The sequence below is a fragment of the Pseudomonas gingeri genome (assembly GCF_013386165.1).
Classification (GTDB): Bacteria; Pseudomonadota; Gammaproteobacteria; order Pseudomonadales; family Pseudomonadaceae; genus Aquipseudomonas; species Aquipseudomonas gingeri_C.
This window is the reverse complement of sequence record NZ_JACAOS010000021.1, coordinates 214980-230810: the sequence shown is the minus strand read 5'-3', so window position 1 is coordinate 230810 and position 15831 is coordinate 214980. Positions and strand designations below refer to the sequence as shown.

At 61.0% G+C, this 15831-nt stretch carries 13 protein-coding genes; 2 read left to right on the top strand and 11 right to left on the bottom strand.

Annotation, left to right across the window (positions count from 1 at the left end):
- Positions 1-21 precede the first annotated feature (21 nt).
- Positions 22-1935, bottom strand: coding sequence for a sensor domain-containing diguanylate cyclase (locus HX866_RS26165; protein ID WP_218177562.1), 1914 nt, complete (start codon positions 1933-1935; stop codon positions 22-24).
- A gap of 364 nt (positions 1936-2299) precedes the next feature.
- Here HX866_RS26165 and HX866_RS26160 point away from each other — a divergent pair, with 364 nt between their 5' ends.
- Complete coding sequence (locus HX866_RS26160) at positions 2300-3385, top strand: acyltransferase family protein (protein WP_177140674.1); 1086 nt, start codon at positions 2300-2302, stop codon at positions 3383-3385.
- An 83-nt stretch (positions 3386-3468) separates the two neighbouring features.
- On the opposite strand, the gene HX866_RS26155 is transcribed toward HX866_RS26160, so the two are convergent.
- The 3 genes from HX866_RS26155 to gabT form a co-directional block, all read right to left on the bottom strand.
- Positions 3469-3957 (bottom strand): Lrp/AsnC family transcriptional regulator, encoded by a 489-nt coding sequence (locus HX866_RS26155; protein WP_121139679.1) that lies wholly within the window; start codon positions 3955-3957, stop codon positions 3469-3471.
- Positions 3958-4002: 45 nt separating this feature from the next.
- Positions 4003-4659 carry a 2-haloalkanoic acid dehalogenase gene (locus HX866_RS26150; RefSeq protein ID WP_177097429.1) on the bottom strand — a complete coding sequence of 219 codons (657 nt, stop codon included), beginning with the start codon at positions 4657-4659 and terminating at the stop codon, positions 4003-4005.
- 95 nt (positions 4660-4754) lie between these two features.
- Positions 4755-6047, bottom strand: a complete 1293-nt coding sequence (gabT, locus tag HX866_RS26145; RefSeq protein ID WP_177097431.1) for a 4-aminobutyrate--2-oxoglutarate transaminase — start codon at positions 6045-6047, stop codon at positions 4755-4757.
- Positions 6048-6320: 273 nt separating this feature from the next.
- Between gabT and HX866_RS26140 the strand changes: the two genes are divergently transcribed.
- The gene (locus HX866_RS26140; protein ID WP_177104360.1) at positions 6321-7247 is read left to right on the top strand and encodes a 2-hydroxyacid dehydrogenase; all 927 of its coding nucleotides are present in this window, start codon (positions 6321-6323) and stop codon (positions 7245-7247) included.
- 62 nt (positions 7248-7309) lie between these two features.
- Here HX866_RS26140 and HX866_RS26135 read toward each other — a convergent pair whose 3' ends face one another.
- From HX866_RS26135 to HX866_RS26105, 7 genes are all read right to left on the bottom strand, one after another.
- Entirely contained in the window at positions 7310-8389 is a 1080-nt protein-coding gene (locus HX866_RS26135) for a tartrate dehydrogenase (RefSeq protein WP_177104358.1), read from the bottom strand.
- A 42-nt stretch (positions 8390-8431) separates the two neighbouring features.
- Entirely contained in the window at positions 8432-9889 is a 1458-nt protein-coding gene (locus HX866_RS26130; RefSeq protein ID WP_177097437.1) for an NAD-dependent succinate-semialdehyde dehydrogenase, read from the bottom strand.
- A 132-nt stretch (positions 9890-10021) separates the two neighbouring features.
- Positions 10022-11179, bottom strand: a complete 1158-nt coding sequence (gene argE / locus HX866_RS26125; protein WP_177140673.1) for an acetylornithine deacetylase — start codon at positions 11177-11179, stop codon at positions 10022-10024.
- Positions 11176-12330, bottom strand: coding sequence for an NAD(P)/FAD-dependent oxidoreductase (locus HX866_RS26120; protein WP_177097441.1), 1155 nt, complete (start codon positions 12328-12330; stop codon positions 11176-11178). Before HX866_RS26120 ends, argE begins: the two co-directional genes overlap by 4 nt.
- Positions 12327-13703, bottom strand: a complete 1377-nt coding sequence (locus HX866_RS26115) for an FAD/NAD(P)-dependent oxidoreductase (protein ID WP_177097443.1) — start codon at positions 13701-13703, stop codon at positions 12327-12329. The genes HX866_RS26120 and HX866_RS26115 overlap by 4 nt, the downstream gene beginning before the upstream one ends.
- Positions 13685-13993, bottom strand: coding sequence for a (2Fe-2S)-binding protein (locus HX866_RS26110; protein ID WP_177104352.1), 309 nt, complete (start codon positions 13991-13993; stop codon positions 13685-13687). Before HX866_RS26110 ends, HX866_RS26115 begins: the two co-directional genes overlap by 19 nt.
- Positions 13990-15831 carry an ABC transporter ATP-binding protein gene (locus HX866_RS26105; RefSeq protein WP_177097447.1) on the bottom strand — a complete coding sequence of 614 codons (1842 nt, stop codon included), beginning with the start codon at positions 15829-15831 and terminating at the stop codon, positions 13990-13992. The genes HX866_RS26110 and HX866_RS26105 overlap by 4 nt, the downstream gene beginning before the upstream one ends.

The window sequence follows — 15831 nt, the reverse complement described above, 5'->3', positions numbered from 1 at the left end:
CAGGCCTCGCGGCAGCGCGCTTCAGCGCTGCTGTGAGACAAAGCGGCCCTTCCCCGCCTGCTTCGCTTCGTACATCCGGCTATCCGCCTCGCGCAACAGTTGCGTCGAGGTTCTCGGGTCATCGCGCCCGAACAAGGCAATCCCGATGCTCACCCCCACCTGCACGGATGCCACACCGATCGACACCGGCGCATTGATCAGTTGAATCAGTTTCTGCGCCAATTGCTCGGCGTCCTGGCTCCCCCCGAACTGGCCCTCGACCACGGCGGTAAACTCATCGCCGGCCAGTCGAAACACCGCGTCCGTCTCCCGCAGGCAGGCCTTCAGCCTATCGGCCACGACCTGGAGCAACAGGTCGCCAATTTCATGGCCAAAGGTGTCGTTCACCGCCTTGAAGCCATCCAGGTCAAGAAACAGCACGGCCAGGGGAACACCGATCCTGCGTGCCCGGGCCATCGCATTGGGCAGGTATTCGAGCAAGGAGCGGCGGTTGGGCAATCCGGTCAGGGTATCGGTCAACGCCTCTTTTTCGCGGCGTTCGGCCATGGCCTTGCGTTCGGTAATGTCGTGCAGGAACACGCTGAAAAACCGCTGCCCGTCGATTTCCACGGGGCTGATCCGCACCTCGACGGGAAAGACCGTACCATCGCGACGTAGCGCCAGGATTTCCAAGCGTCGCCGCAGCGCCTCGTCATCACCGGTGATGAGGTACTGGCGCCATCCCGCCAGATGGGCCTCGCGCTTGGCGGCGGGGATAACCAGCGTTTCGAATGACTGGCCCAACGCTTCATCGCGGGACCAGCCAAAGGTCGTCTCGGCCATTCTGTTCCAGGCCCGTATCGCGCCGGCCTCATCAATACTCACATAAGCATCGCTGGCATGCTCCAGCACCGCAGACAGCTCCGCCTCACGCTGCCTGAGTTCGCGATCGGCCTGCAGCCGTTGAAGCATCGTATGGGACAGCATTTCATTGGCCCGCAGCAGTTCCGCGGTGCGTTCCTCGACACGCTGCTCCAGGCTATGGCGCAACGCCTGCAGGGTCGCCTCGGTTTCCTTGCGCCGCTGGATGTTCTGGACCGTCGCGATGTAGTACTCCAGATCACCGCTCACCGACAGCAGCTTGGCCACATGCAGGTCGACCCAGACAGAGGTACCGTTCTTGTGTCGGTACCTTTTCTCCAGTTGATAGCGATCGATCTCGCCGTGCGTCAACTGGCGCAACAGAGTCAAGTCACTGTCCAGGTCGTCGGGGTGAGTGATGTCCTGGAAGCTCAAGGTCATCAGTTCGTCGGCTTCGTAGCCGACAATAGAGCAGAAGGCGCTGTTGAGGCTGAGGAAACGCCCATTGCCCGCAACTGCAGCGATGCCCGTGGGCGCCAGGGCAAAAGCGGTTTTCAGGCGTGCCTCACTGGCCGCAAAAGCCGCCGCGGAGTGAGTGATGTGCGAGCGGGAAAGCATCGCCGCCTCACGCATCTGGAACTCCCGGCTGACCAGCCCGGCAAAATCCTCCAGGACCTGACGCCCCTCCTCGGTGAGCGTACGGGCCTCGCTGTCTATCGCACAAAGCGTCCCCAATGCATAACCATCAATGGAGCGGATCGGCGCCCCCGCGTAAAAACGGATATGGGGATTGCTGATCACCAATGGATTGGACGAGAAGCGCGGGTCATTCAGCGCGTCGGGGACCACCATGGTGTGCTCTTGCTCGATGGCAAGGGTGCAGAAGGAAATATCTCTCGGCGTTTGCGTGGCATCAAGACCCACCCTGGACTTGAACCACTGGCGGTCGCTGTCGACCAGCGAGACCAGGGCAATCGGGACCTTGAGGGTGTTGGACAACAACCGCGTGATGCGATCAAAAACCGGCTCTGCCGCGGTGTCGAGCACCTCCAGAGCACGTAGCAGCTTTAAACGTCCAGCTTCGGTATGGGGCAAAATGGACGACCTCTCTCAGCTGATTCGGCTGCGTTCTCTCTTCCGTGTCGAGAATAGTGCAGTGATTCGCTCTGGGCGTGCAGGGTGCCATTGGCCACGGTCGCCACGGCTTTCTGCTGACAGCATATGCCATTCTGGGTGGGCTTCAAGAAGGGGATGGCATTACACTGGCTTTGCTGATGGACGTGGGCGGCGGGGCCAGACCTAAGGCTTCTGGGGACGATGATAACAACTGAGGACCGAAACTGAAGCTCAAGACCGTTGGATGAGTAGGATAGGCGAGAGAAAAAGACATTCAGACCGAGGCTGGGTAGAATGCCCCACCTGTCAGCCTTGCTCATTTAACAATAGACCCGGATGCACAATGAATACACCTGTTAGCCGAATAATTTTTTTGGACTACATGCGGATATTCGCCTTTGCAAGCGTCCTCATCGGGCATAAATTCTATAAAGTCTTAATTGCCGCTCTTGCCGATCCCACCCTGCACACAACCTTCAAAACAATTATAGGATGGCTCGCCCCTCTCTGTTACGGCGGCGCCGCAGGCGTAGTTGTGTTTTTTCTTACATCAGGCTACATCATCACACACGTCCTTAGGTCCGAGGCGCCTGGGGAATTCTTGATAAAACGATTTTTCAGGATCTATCCACTTTATGCAGCAGCAATCATTATAGAGATGACTGCAGACTACTATATAGGGGGCGTTGCCATTCCACCGCCGAGCACGCTGATACCCCGTCTTCTGCTGATCGGTGATTATTTCGGTGTGCCTACGGCCCTTGGGGGCGTTGAATGGACCTTGAGGATTGAAGTTGCTTTTTATGTCTTTATGGCGATCACCCATAAAGTCGGGCTTCTTCAACATTCTCGTTACCTCCCACTGCTCTATTTGGTAGCCAGTGCAGCGCTGTGGATAGCGCCGAGCTTTCCAAACGCACCAAACTTGTCTTATGGGTATTTCACGCTCTATGCCCCCTTCCTGTTTGTCGGCTCACTGATTTACTTGTACCAGATGAAAATGGCAGAAAAATGGATAGCCGCTGCGGTAGCGGTACTGATTGTCACAATTTTCCTACTGAAAATCCCCTACTTGCAGCCCGCCTGGAAAGACAGTAACTACGCAATACTTGCGGTACTGGTATTCCTCTTTGGGCTCGCCACTCAACAGCATTTGCGCGACGGAGCCATTCTCCGCCTACTGTCAAACATGACCTATTCAATCTACCTATTCCACAACTGGGCCTGGAACTACATCAGTCTTTGCGTCGACAAAGCCGGCATCGACATGATCCCTTCCCGTCTACAAATACTGATTGTGCTTTTCCCACTGTGCTACCTCCTCCACATCACCATGGAAACCTATGGACTGGCTGCCGGGCGTCGGGCACTCTCTTTCTATCGAGGCCTTAAAAGCAAACAGCCTGCCCTGACAGAACCGACAAACTAAGCATCCGTCCAAAATCAGAAACAACAAGGGCTCACCTGCGAACGTCCAGGTGAGCCCTTAAATAGAAGATGTCCAACATCAGCTCAGTGGCGCAGCAACTTGCGCAACGGCACACCGTCCTTGAGCACGGGCGACTTGATGACGATGTAGCTGAAATATTTGGAGATGCCGATGTTCTTGTCCAGCAGGCTTTCGATCACTTCCTGATAATGCTGGATACTGCGGGTCATGAAGCGCACCAGGTAATCATAACCACCGCTGATCAAATGGCACTCGAGCACTTCGTCGACCAGGCGGATATTGGACTCGAACTTGGCGAAATCTTCGCGTTTGTGGTCGCTCAGGGTAATTTCGGTGAAGACGGTGACCGAATCGGTGATCTTCGCCAGGTTCAGGTGCGCCTTGTAGCTGGAGATATACCCGGCCGACTCCAGCCGCTTGACCCGTTGCAGGCAGGGACTGGCCGACAAACCCACGGCATCGGCCAGGCTCACGTTGGTCATGCGCCCATCTTTTTGCAGCTCAACCAAGATGCTGATGTCTATCCGGTCCAGTTTCGCTAAACCTTCCATTGCCTACCTCTTGACTGCCATTCGTAAGACAATCTTCTAGCAAAATCAGCGCCGTAAAGACAGCTGATGCTGCGTCACCAGATCCGCCATGCTGTTGATGCAGTAATCGGCTGCGCAGGGCGAAGGTTGTTTTGCCCGACCACGACAGATCAGGCACAGGTCAGTGATCGCCGGCCGGTCAGCCGAAGGTCGGGTCACTTGCAGAATGTGCGCCCTTTCAAGTTCGTGGGTCTTCAACCACTCGGGATCGAGCAAAGGATCGCCGGCCAATGAAATGAAATCATCGGGCATGATCCCCAATCGCTCACAGAGCAGACCCCGATCCTCGCTGTCCCGGTCCCCCCGCACCAGCAAACGATAGAACTTGCGCAGGTACAACATCGCCCCGGGGGCATCCTCGAAGAGCGACCAACTGGCCACCGAACGGGCAAAGCTCATCCCCTCCTCCCAACTGGCTTTCAGTCCCCAACGCTCGGCCAACTGGCGATGGGCGAAACACAGCAAGCCACTAAAGCCTAGTTCAGTGAAGCGAGGATAGAGCGTCCGCACGACCTCGGCGTATTCGCCCAGCACCTGCTCCTTGTCCGAATGACCGCCTCGACTGTCGAGCAATGGTTGCAATGCCGTCCAGACACCCGAATCCCGATCGACCAGAACCTCGTCGCAATCAATGAGCAGCGCCCGATATTCAGTCAGCCCCATGGTGTGCAAAGCCTCCGATGATACATTTCATCCACCCGTGCGCCATAAACGCTCACGGGCGATGCCTCACGGCACCGCTGCGAGCGACCACGAGCTCAGTTCAAGACCCGTGCCAATGCGCCTTCCAGAATCCGCAGCGCCTCATCGACCTGTTCCTCCGTGGTCACCAGAGGAGCGAGGAAGCGCAGCACATTGCGGTAGACACCGCATTTGATCACCAACAGACCACCGCTCCGGGCCTCATCGATCAATCGCTGGTTCAAGTCTGCGTCCGGAGTCCGCGCCTCGTCATCCTTGATCAACTCCAGCGCCAGCATGAAACCGCTGCCGCGCACATCGCCGATTTGCCGGTGACGCGCCTGCAAACGCAACAGCCCCTGGCGCAAACGCTCGCCCAGTGCTTCACCGCGGGCCAGCAATTGCTCTTGCTCAAAGACGTCGATTACCGCCAATGCCGCCGCGCAGGACAAGGCGTTACCGCCGTAGGTGCCACCCAGACCGCCGGGCAAAGGGGCGTCCATGATCGCCGCCTTGCCGACCACACCCGATAGCGGCAAACCACCTGCCAGGCTCTTGGCCACCGTCACCAGGTCCGGCTGGATCCCGGCATGCTGGAAACCGAACCATTTGCCCGTACGGCCAAAACCGGTCTGGATTTCATCGAGGATCAACACAATGCCGTGCTTTTCAGTCAGGGCACGCAGTGCCTGAAGAAACGCCACCGGGGCCGAGAGGAACCCGCCGTCGCCCTGCACCGGCTCGATGATAATGGCCGCTACGCGCTCCGGCGCCACCTGCGTGGCCAACAATTCGTCGAGGGCCTTGAGCGCCATGTCGCTACTGACGCCACGGTAGGCATTCGGGTACGGGGTATGGAAGACTTCCGGTGCGAACGGTCCGAAGTTCTGCTTGTACGGCTGGCTCATGCCGGTCAATGTGGTGCCGAGTAAAGTACGACCGTGGAAGCCGCCACGAAAGGCGATAACGGCCGAGCGGTTGGTGTGGGCACGGGCGATCTTGATCGCGTTTTCCACGGCTTCGGCACCCGAGGTGAAGAACGCCGCTTTGTACGCGTCCTGGCCGCCGATCATTTCACACAGGCGCTGGGCCAGATCGAGATAAGGTTTATAGGCAACCACCTGGAAACAGGCATGGGAGACCTTTTGCAACTGAGCCTGCACCGCAGCGACCACCTTGGGATGGTTGTGACCGATATTCAGTACACCAATACCGCCGACGAAGTCCAGGTAGCGCTTGCCGTCCACGTCCCACGCTTCGGCGCCCTGGGCGCGATCGATGACCAATGGGTGCGCGGTAACCAGGCCACGCGGCACGAATTGATCGCGCTGATGGAGCAAATGAGGGGTTTCGTCGACTTTGCTATTCATGGCATTTCCCATCGTGAGTCCGGCAACCGGGAGGTGGTTGCGATGATGTTCAGGTTAAGCCTTGCGCGAAACGATCTACGCCGAACTTGGCCCCTGAGAAATTCGGATCGACTGTTTTCACCCAGTCAAACGGCAGATTCCTTCAGCACGCCAAATCTGCCGGAGCATCGCCAATAGAGCGTTGCGCAACCCGTTTAACCCGGTGTTTTCGACAGATCCTGCGCTAGCATTGCGCGATGATGGAGAACACCTTCAGCCTTTCAGGAAATGCCCATGGCCCTGCTTTACAAAGCCGACCCCATACGCGGCGAACAGTGGAAAGCGCTGTTCGCCGAACACGCTCCGGATATCGAATGGCGCGCCTGGCCAGACATCGGAAACCCCGCGGACATCGAGTACCTGGCCGCCTGGCAAGCGCCCGACGATCTCGAGGCATTGCTGCCCAATCTCAAGGTGCTGTTCGCCCTGTCCGCCGGGGTCGATCAACTGGACCTCGGTCGTTTGCCCGTCAACCTGCCGCTGGTGCGCCTGCTGGATCCTGGCATCACCCGGGGCATGTGCGAGTACGCCAGTTTCGCCGTGCTGAGCCTGCACCGGGACATGCTCCGTTATCGCCAGCAGCAAATCGCGCGCTGCTGGGAAGCGCACTTGCTGCAACCGGCCCACAGGCGTCGGGTCGGTGTCATGGGCCTCGGCACCCAGGCCCGGCAGATTCTGGCGACGTTGCAGCCCCTGGGGTTTGCGTTGTCGGGTTGGGCCCGCAGTGTCCATCAGGTTGAGGGGGTGGAGTGTTACGCCGGCAACGAGCAATTGCCCGCGTTCCTCAGCCAGTGCGACATTTTGCTCTGCGTGCTGCCGCTGACCGAACAGACCCAGGGTATTCTCGACGGTAGACTATTCGAGCAACTGCCCCGGGGAGCGGCACTGGTCAATATGGGCCGTGGTGGGCATCTGGTGGAAAGTGACCTGCTGGTGGCCCTGGACAGTGGGCAACTCAGCGGCGCGGTCATCGACGTGCTGCGGCAAGAGCCGGCGCCTGCGGATCATCCGTTCTGGCACCACCCGAAGATTCTGCTAACCCCGCATATCGCGGCCATGACCCAGCCGGAAAGTGCATTCGGGGTGTTACTGGAGAACATCCGGCGGCATCAACACGGCGAGCCGATGGTCGGAGAGATCGATCGCACCCAGGGTTACTGACTACAGCAGAAATCCACTGTCGGAGCGGGCTTGCCCACGCCTACAGTGGATCCGTGCCGTGGTCAGAGCCGCTCGGCAATCGCCTTGCCCACGTCCTGCGTCGAGCCCTTCCCGCCCAGGTCCGGCGTAATCGGCCCATCGGCGATCACCCGCTCGATCGCCTGCAGAATCCCGTCATGCGCCGCGCGATAACGCTGATCACCGTTACCCAGGAAATCGAGCATCAACGCCCCGGACCAGATCATCGCAATCGGGTTGGCGATATTCTGCCCGTAGATATCCGGCGCCGAGCCATGCACCGGCTCGAACAGCGACGGAAAGCGTCGCTCAGGATCGAGATTGGCTGACGGAGCAATACCGATGGTGCCGGCGCAGGCCGGCCCGAGATCGGAAAGAATGTCGCCGAACAGGTTCGACGCCACCACCACATCAAAGCGGTCCGGTTGCAGCACGAAACGTGCACACAGAATGTCGATGTGCTGTTTGTCCCAACTGACGTCCGGGTACTGCTTGGCCATCAAGGCCGTCCTCTCGTCCCAATAAGGCATGCTGATGGAAATACCATTGGACTTGGTCGCCGCCGTCAGGCGTTTGCGCGGCCGGGTCTGGGCCAGGTCGAAGGCGAACTTGAGAATCCGATCCACACCGCGCCGAGTAAACACCGACTCCTGCAACACGAACTCATGCTCGGTGCCTTCGAACATCTTGCCGCCGACCGAGGAGTACTCGCCCTCGGTGTTTTCGCGGATCACCACAAAATCGATGTCCCCCGGCTTGCGTCCGGCCAAGGGGCACGGCACCCCGGGAAACAGGCGCACCGGGCGGATGTTCACGTACTGGTCGAAGTCCCGGCGGAACTTGAGCAGCGAACCCCACAGGGAAATATGGTCGGGCACCTTGTCCGGCCAACCCACGGCGCCGAAATAGATCGCGTCAAAGCCCTTGAGCTGTTCGAACCAGTCATCGGGCATCATCTGCCCGTGCTCCAGGTAGTAATCGCAGTGGGCCCAGTCGAGCACTTCGATGCTCAGGTCCAACTGCCATTTCTTCGCAGCTTGCTCCAGCACGCGCAACCCTTCGGGCAGGACTTCCTTACCAATGCCATCGCCAGCAATCGCGGCGATTCTGAATGCCTTGCTCATCAATCATGCCTCGCAAAATGTCTGTGCCATCGTGGGTCGGGGTTACAGCCCACCGATGTGGAAGGCTTTGACTTCCAGGTATTCGTCCAAACCGTACTTGCTGCCTTCACGGCCCAGACCCGACTGCTTGATGCCGCCGAACGGGGCGACTTCCATGGAAATGATTCCGGTGTTGAGACCCACCATGCCGAACTCCAGCGCCTCGCCGAAACGCCAGGAACGCCGTAGGTCCTGGGTAAAATAATAGGCGCCCAGACCGTAAGGCGTGGCATTGGCCAGCGCGAGGGCTTCGGCTTCATCGGTAAAGCGCATCAGCGGCGCTACCGGGCCGAAGGTTTCTTCGTTGGCCAGCAGCATGCCGGCGTGGGCCTCGCCGAGGACGGTGGGCTGGACAAACTGACTGTCACCCTCGGGAATCGCACCGCAGAGCAGACGCGCGCCCTGGCTCAAGGCATCGTCGATATGCCGGGCGACCTTGCTCACGGCGGCCGCGTTGATCAGCGGGCCGATAGTGACGTCGGTGTCCAGGCCATTGCCAATCTTGAGCTTGCCCACCTCCTCCACCAGCCGCTGGGCAAACCGTTCGTAAATGCCGTCCTGCACCAGAATGCGGTTGGCGCAGACGCAGGTCTGGCCGGCATTGCGAAACTTGCTGAGCATGATGCCGGCCACGGCCTGCTCCAGGTCGGCGTCATCAAAGACGATGAACGGCGCGTTGCCGCCCAACTCCAGACTCAGGCGTTTGATGTGTTCGGCGCTCTGGCGCATCAGCAGACGACCGACCGCCGTGGAGCCGGTAAAGGAAATCTTCCGGACCGTCGGGTTGTTGGTCAGCTCTTCGCCGATCCCTGCGGGCATTCCGGTCAGCACATTGAACACCCCTGGCGGAATCCCGACCCGCTCGGCCAGCACCGCCAGGGCCAGGGCCGATAGCGGCGTCAGGTCCGAGGGTTTGACGATGATCGGGCAACCCGCTGCCAGCGCCGGCGCGCATTTGCGGGTGATCATCGCGTTGGGGAAATTCCACGGGGTGATCGCGGCGCAAACCCCCACGGGTTGCTTGAGGGTCAACAGCCGGCGATCGCCGCTGGGGGCCGGCATGGTTTCACCGTAAACCCGTCGGGCTTCCTCGGCGAACCATTTGACGAAACCGGCGCCGTAGCGGATTTCACCTTTGGCTTCGTTCAAGGGCTTGCCCTGCTCGCAGGTCATGATCAGTGCCAGGTCGTCGAGGTTGTCGAGCATGGCCTGGTACCAGCGCTCCAGCAGTGCCGCGCGCTCCGCCGCGGGACGGGCGCGCCAGGCCGGCCAGGCCCGTTCGGCCGCTTCGATGGCGCGACGGGTTTGCGCGCCTTGCATCGCCGGTACGCGGGCAAGCAACTGGCCGTTGGCCGGGTCGATGACGTCCAGGGTCGCGGCATTGTCGGCGCCGATCCATTGCCCGTCGATATAGGCGAGTTCTACGCAAAGGCTGGGGTCTTTCAAACGATTCTTGAGCATGGTCGAGGTCCTGATCCGAGACACGCTCCAGTCTAGGGAGGTGTCACGGACGAGGATGCTGAAAGCGCCTTCAGGGCAGTGTCGGATGCTGAATTTTGTAGCAGAACGGCAGATTTCCGCTCGGTGGGAAAATCACAGTTTCAGGGAGCCCAGCAGTCCCTCCAGAAACCGCTCCCCGGCCTCCATCTGGCTGATCTCGATAAACTCGTCCGGCTTGTGGGCCTGTTCGATAGAGCCCGGCCCGCAGACCACCACAGGGACATCCAGACGTTGCTTGAACAACCCGCCTTCGGTGCCGAAAGAGACTTTGGCGGTGCCGGTGTCCGGCGCGGCAAAGTGCTTCAGAAAGCGCACTGCCTCAACGCTCGGATGGGTGTCGAGACCAGGATAGACATTGAGGGTTTCGATTTCGATGTCCGCAACACTGGACAGGCGCTTGGCTTCGCGCACGATCACTTGCGCACGCTCGCGCATCTGCTCCAGAAACTGATCCAGATCGTCCGCTGGCAGATTACGCACTTCAAAATCGAGGGTGCAAAGGTTCGGCACGATGTTCAGCGCCCTGCCGCCGACAATCTGCCCGACATGCACCGTGCTGTAAGGCACATCGTAGTCGGCATCCTGGGCACCCTGCTCCTGCAGTTGCTGCTGGCTCTGGCGCAGTGCGGCAATGAAATCACAGGCCACGTGGATCGCATTGACCGAGCGCGGCGCCAGCGATGAGTGAGCCTCCAGGCCCCGGCAGTAGGTGCGATAGGACCCCTTGCCCTTGTGCCCGAGCACGAACTGCATCTGGGTCGGCTCGCCGATCAAACACAGAAATGGCCGTACCGGTGCCAGGTGCAACACATCCAGCAAACGCCGCACGCCGACGCAACCGGTCTCTTCGTCATGGGACAGCGCCAGTTGCAGCGGCCGACTCAACGGGCTGTCCGCGGCCTCGAGCATGGCATCGACGGCCAGGGCAATGAAGCCCTTCATGTCGCAACTGCCACGGCCATAAATCTTCCCATCCTGCACCGTTGCCTGAAACGCCGGGAAGGTCCAGGCCTGGCCCGCCGCCGGGACCACGTCGGTGTGCCCGGAGAGCAGAATCCCCGGCAACTCGCGAGGACCGGTGCTGGCGAACAGGTTGGCTTTTTTACCCGTTTCATCCTTGACGATCAGCGACTCGATACCCTTGCTCAACAACAGGTCGCGCACGTATTCGATCAGGGCCATGTTCGACTCCGACGAGACCGTGTCGAAAGCCATCAGGCGTTTGAGAATATCCAGTACACGGGGTTTCATGAGGCCTTGCTCCGTTGCTCGGCTGAAAGGGCGAACCGACGGATGGAGAACGGTTCAATAGAAGTGCTGGTGCTACCGGTGCTGATCAGTTCGGCCATCACATCGCCGACACCCGGGCCAAGCTGAAAACCGTGACCACAGAAGCCGAAGGCATAGAACAAACCGTCGACGGTACCGCTCGGGCCCATCACCGGCAGGGAATCGGGCAGGTAACCTTCGATACCGCTCCAGACCCGGATAATGTTCAGATTGCCGACCCCCGGTAGCAGACGACGCATCTGCCGGAGCTGGTTGAGGATGCTGCGGGGCTCGACCTGGGCCCGACGGGTCAGCATGTCCGGTTTGCTGCGGTAGCCGCCGCCGATGACAATGTTGCCACGGGGGATCTGGCGGAAATAAATCACTTCCTCGGGAATCTTGGTGTACACCCCGATCACCGTCGGCAAGGCATAAGGCACCGGCTCGGTGACTGCCATCTGTGGGCCATGGGTGTCCAGCGGTACCGGCTCGCCGAATTGCGCCGAGAGTTTCTGCCCCCAGGCACCCGCGGTGATCAGCAGGCGTTCGGCGCTGAACTGGCGACCGTCGGTGGTGGTGATGCTGAACTCAGCACCGACCTTCTGCACCTCGGCCACCTCGGTCTGCTCCTCGATCCGCGCGCCGAGACGCCGTGCCGCCCGGGCAAACGCCGGGGCCGCCAGACGAGGGTTGGCATGGCCATCGTGGGGCGCGTAGGAGCCGCCCTGCACATCCGGCCCGAGAAACCCGAAGCGCTTGCGCAACTCATCGCCACGCAAGATCTGCAAGTCCAGTTGCGCGGCCTCAGGGGCGTCTGCATAGGCTTGCAGCTCGGCGATCTCGTCTTCGCGGTAACACACGCGCATATGCCCGCTGGCAATGAACTCGAGGTCATCGTCAATCAGCTCCGGCAAACGCTTCCACAAGGCCCAGGAGCGGTTGGCCAATTCCAGCTGCCCCAGGAAACGCCCCTGACGCCGGACATTGCCGAAGTTCACGCCACTGGCGTACTGACCGATCTGGTCGCGCTCCAGCAGGATCACCGTCTGCCCACGCCGACGCAGGAAAAACGCTGCGGCCGCCCCCATCAGGCCGCCGCCGACAATCACTACATCGGCTTTCTGTAGCGTCATGGCGACACCTCCTCGGTGAGCATCGAAAGCGGTTTGACCGGCGCCTGGCCGCGCTGGCGGCCGACCTGCTGGACGCTGACGCCCGCCGCAGCGGCAATCACCTCGGCCCCGGCCTGGGAGCAGTAACGGCCCTGGCAACGGCCCATGCCGACTCGGCTGAAGGCCTTGGCCCGGTTGACTTCACAGGCGCCCTTTTCACTGACCGTACGCCGCAACTCGCCGGCACTGATCATCTCGCAACGGCAGACAATGGCGGCATCCGGCAAGGCTTTGGCTTGCGCCGACGGCCAGGGGAACGCCTGGGCCAGGCCAAGGCGAAACTGCTCCATCACCGCCAGGGCATGACGTTGTTCGTCGCGCAACCCGGCATCCACCGGTTTGTGCAAATCCTCCAGCAGCGCCATGGCCACCAGGCGTCCGGCGTGTTCGGCGGCATCCGCGCCACGAATTCTCGAACCATCCCCAGCGGCATAGACACCACTCACCGAGGTCCGGCCATCGTCATCGGTGGCCAGCAACCATTGGCTGGACGCCTCGTCGAAGCGCAGTCGACAACCGGCCAGGTCCGCCAATTGGGTTTCCGGGCGCAGGTGATAACCCAGGGCGATGGCATCGCACGCCACCTCCAAGGTTGTCCCTGCCGCCGTACGCACCTGCACGCCACGGACACCGCTGGCGGCGTCACCCAGCACCTGCTGGGGTTGGATGCCCAGGTGCAGAGGAATCTTCGCCCGGTACAACTGCGCCAGAAGTTTCATCCCGGTGAGCAGCAACCCGGGGCGCGCCAGCAGTTTCGGCAAAGCACCGATGCGTTTGCCCAGGGGCGAAGTGTCGAGCACCGCCGCTACGTTTGCACCCGCCTTGAGGTACTGGCTGGCGACCAGATACAACAACGGCCCGCTGCCCATGAACACCACGCTGTGACCGATGGACACCGCCTGGGACTTGAGTGCGATCTGCGCACCACCGAGGCTGTAGGTACCTGCCAACTGCCAGCCTTCGATCGGCATCAGGCGGTCGGTGGCACCCGTGCAAAGGATCAGCGCGTCGTAATCGACGGTCGAGTGTTTGCCCTGGCTGACGCAACACAGCTGCCCCGGCACAAGGTTCCACACCAGGGTATCCGGGCGGTAATCGATCGACCCGCGCAAGCGCTCGAAACTCAGGTGCAGGTCCCGGGCCTTGGCGGCTTCGGTGCCATACAGCGTGGCGTAATCGCGAGTAAAACCTTGCGGCTGTCGACGGTAGATCTGCCCGCCATCGCGATGATTTTCATCGATCAGGATTGGCTTGAAACCGGCGGCCAACAAGGTTTCCGCGCAGCGAACACCGGCCGGACCGGCGCCGACGATGACTATCCGTGCAGTGGCCATATCGCCTCCGGTTGTGTGGTGACGATATCCAGCCCTTCACGGACTTCGTTGGAGCACGCACGCAGACGTTCACCGCTGCGGGTCCAGACCCAGCAATCCTGGCACGCGCCCATCAGGCAGAAACCGGCGCGGCGCCCCGTGTCGAACTCCGACTGACGCAATGCCGTGCCCTGGGTCAGCAACGCGACCATCAGCGTATCGCCCTGCAAAGCCTCAATCGGTGCGCCGTCCACCTGCAATCTGACGATCGGCCGGCCCTGTTCGGCCAGCCTTACAAAACGCCCGTTCATGCATAGGCTCCCTGGGTCATGATATTCAAGTCCAGCTGTGTCTTGAGCAGCTCGGCGCTGTCGTGATGGCAGAGGATTTCACTGCCGCCATCAATGGTCCGACGGCTCGGCGCGGTGTGATTGCACAGACCGTCCACCCGTACCGGGCAACGATTGAGGAAGGTGCACAGCTCCGGCACATTGGCCTTCGCGCCGATGGGCGGTAGTTCCGCGCAGGGGGGGCCGCAGTGCTCCAGCCAGCCCTGGCGCAGTTCCGGTACCGAGTGAATCAACAGGTCGGTGTAGGGATGGAACGGCGCCTGGGCAAATGACTGCCGGGTGCCGGCCTGAACCTTGTGGCCGCTGTACATCACCACGATGTCGTCGCACAGCGCGCGCACGGTGGAAATGTCGTGACTGATGAACAGGTACGAAACCCCCAGCTCCCGGCGCAGGTCGCGCAGCAGTTCGAGAATCGCCGCGCCGACCACGGTATCGAGGGCCGAGGTCACTTCGTCGCAGAGGATCAGGTCGGGTTTGGCCGCCAGCGCCCGGGCCAGGTTGACCCGTTGCTTTTGCCCGCCGGAGAGTTCATTGGGACGCCGCTCGGCCATGGTTCTCGGCAACCGCACCAGGTCCAGCAATTCGCCGATACGCTCGTGCAAGGCAGCGCCCTTGAGGCCAAAATACATCTTCAGCGGTCGGCTCAGAATTGTACCGACACTGTGCATCGGGTTGAGCGCGGTGTCGGCGTTCTGGAAGACCATCTGAATGCGTCGAAATTGCTCGGGAGTGCGTTCGCCAAGACTACCGCCCAGGGGCTGGCCGGCGAACGTCAGTCCACCCAGCGCCGGGGTCAGCAGCCCCGCCACCACCCGCGCCAGGGTCGACTTGCCGGAGCCCGATTCGCCAATCACACCGATGGCCTGCCCTCGGCGGACCGTCAGGTCGATGTCTTCCAGCACGCGGATCGACGGCATACCCTGCAGGTTTTTGTTGCCATAGCCGGCGGTCAAGCCCTTGATCGTCAACAACGGTTCGTCTTCGACCAGGCCGCTGGGCGGACGGATCGTCGCATCGGGCCGCGCCGCCGCCAGCAGGCTGCGGGTGTACTCATGGGTCGGGCCTTTGAGCAATGCCGCAGTGCCACTCTGTTCGAAAATCTGGCCGCCGTTGAGCACCACGATCTGGTCGGCCATCTGCGCCACGACGGCGAGATCGTGGGAGACATAGACCGCCGTCGCCCCGCGTTCGCGGACCACCCGCTTGAAGGCCCGCAGTACGTCGATCTGGGTGGTCACGTCGAGGGCGGTAGTCGGTTCGTCGAGCACTACCAGCAACGGATCGCTGATCAAGGCCATGGCCGCCATCACCCGTTGCAATTGCCCACCCGAGACCTGGTGCGGGTAGCGCTGGCCGATGTGATCCGGGTCCGGCAGGGCCAGGTCGCGGAACAACCCGATGGCCTTGGTTTCCAGTGCGAGCCGGCTGCCAAGGCCATGAATCAGCGCACCCTCCACGACCTGGTCGATCAGCTTCTTCGCCGGGTTGAACGCCGCCGCCGCGCTTTGGGCGATATATGACACCCGGTTACCACGCAGACCTTGTAGCTCACGTTCGCTCAACGCCAGCATGTCGTGCTCGCCGACCTGTACCACCCCGCCCGACAACCGGCAGCCGCGCCGGGCATACCCGAGCAGCGCCAGGGCGATGGTGGTCTTGCCGGAGCCGGACTCGCCGATCAGTGCCAACACTTCGCCTTTTTCCAGGGAGAAGCTCACACCCTTGACGATTTCCACCTCGCCGCGCTCGCCACAGGCGACCACGCGCAGGTCTTCGACTCGAATCAACTCACTCAT

Coding starts and splice junctions, on each gene's coding strand:
- HX866_RS26160 (WP_177140674.1), top strand. CDS start 2,300: ATGAATACACCTGTTAGCCGAATAATTTTTTTGGACTACATGCGGATA.
- HX866_RS26155 (WP_121139679.1), bottom strand. CDS start 3,957: ATGGAAGGTTTAGCGAAACTGGACCGGATAGACATCAGCATCTTGGTT.
- HX866_RS26150 (WP_177097429.1), bottom strand. CDS start 4,659: ATGGGGCTGACTGAATATCGGGCGCTGCTCATTGATTGCGACGAGGTT.
- gabT (WP_177097431.1), bottom strand. CDS start 6,047: ATGAATAGCAAAGTCGACGAAACCCCTCATTTGCTCCATCAGCGCGAT.
- HX866_RS26140 (WP_177104360.1), top strand. CDS start 6,321: ATGGCCCTGCTTTACAAAGCCGACCCCATACGCGGCGAACAGTGGAAA.
- HX866_RS26135 (WP_177104358.1), bottom strand. CDS start 8,389: ATGAGCAAGGCATTCAGAATCGCCGCGATTGCTGGCGATGGCATTGGT.
- HX866_RS26130 (WP_177097437.1), bottom strand. CDS start 9,889: ATGCTCAAGAATCGTTTGAAAGACCCCAGCCTTTGCGTAGAACTCGCC.
- argE (WP_177140673.1), bottom strand. CDS start 11,179: ATGAAACCCCGTGTACTGGATATTCTCAAACGCCTGATGGCTTTCGAC.
- HX866_RS26120 (WP_177097441.1), bottom strand. CDS start 12,330: ATGACGCTACAGAAAGCCGATGTAGTGATTGTCGGCGGCGGCCTGATG.
- HX866_RS26115 (WP_177097443.1), bottom strand. CDS start 13,703: ATGGCCACTGCACGGATAGTCATCGTCGGCGCCGGTCCGGCCGGTGTT.
- HX866_RS26110 (WP_177104352.1), bottom strand. CDS start 13,993: ATGAACGGGCGTTTTGTAAGGCTGGCCGAACAGGGCCGGCCGATCGTC.
- HX866_RS26105 (WP_177097447.1), bottom strand. CDS start 15,831: ATGAGTGAGTTGATTCGAGTCGAAGACCTGCGCGTGGTCGCCTGTGGC.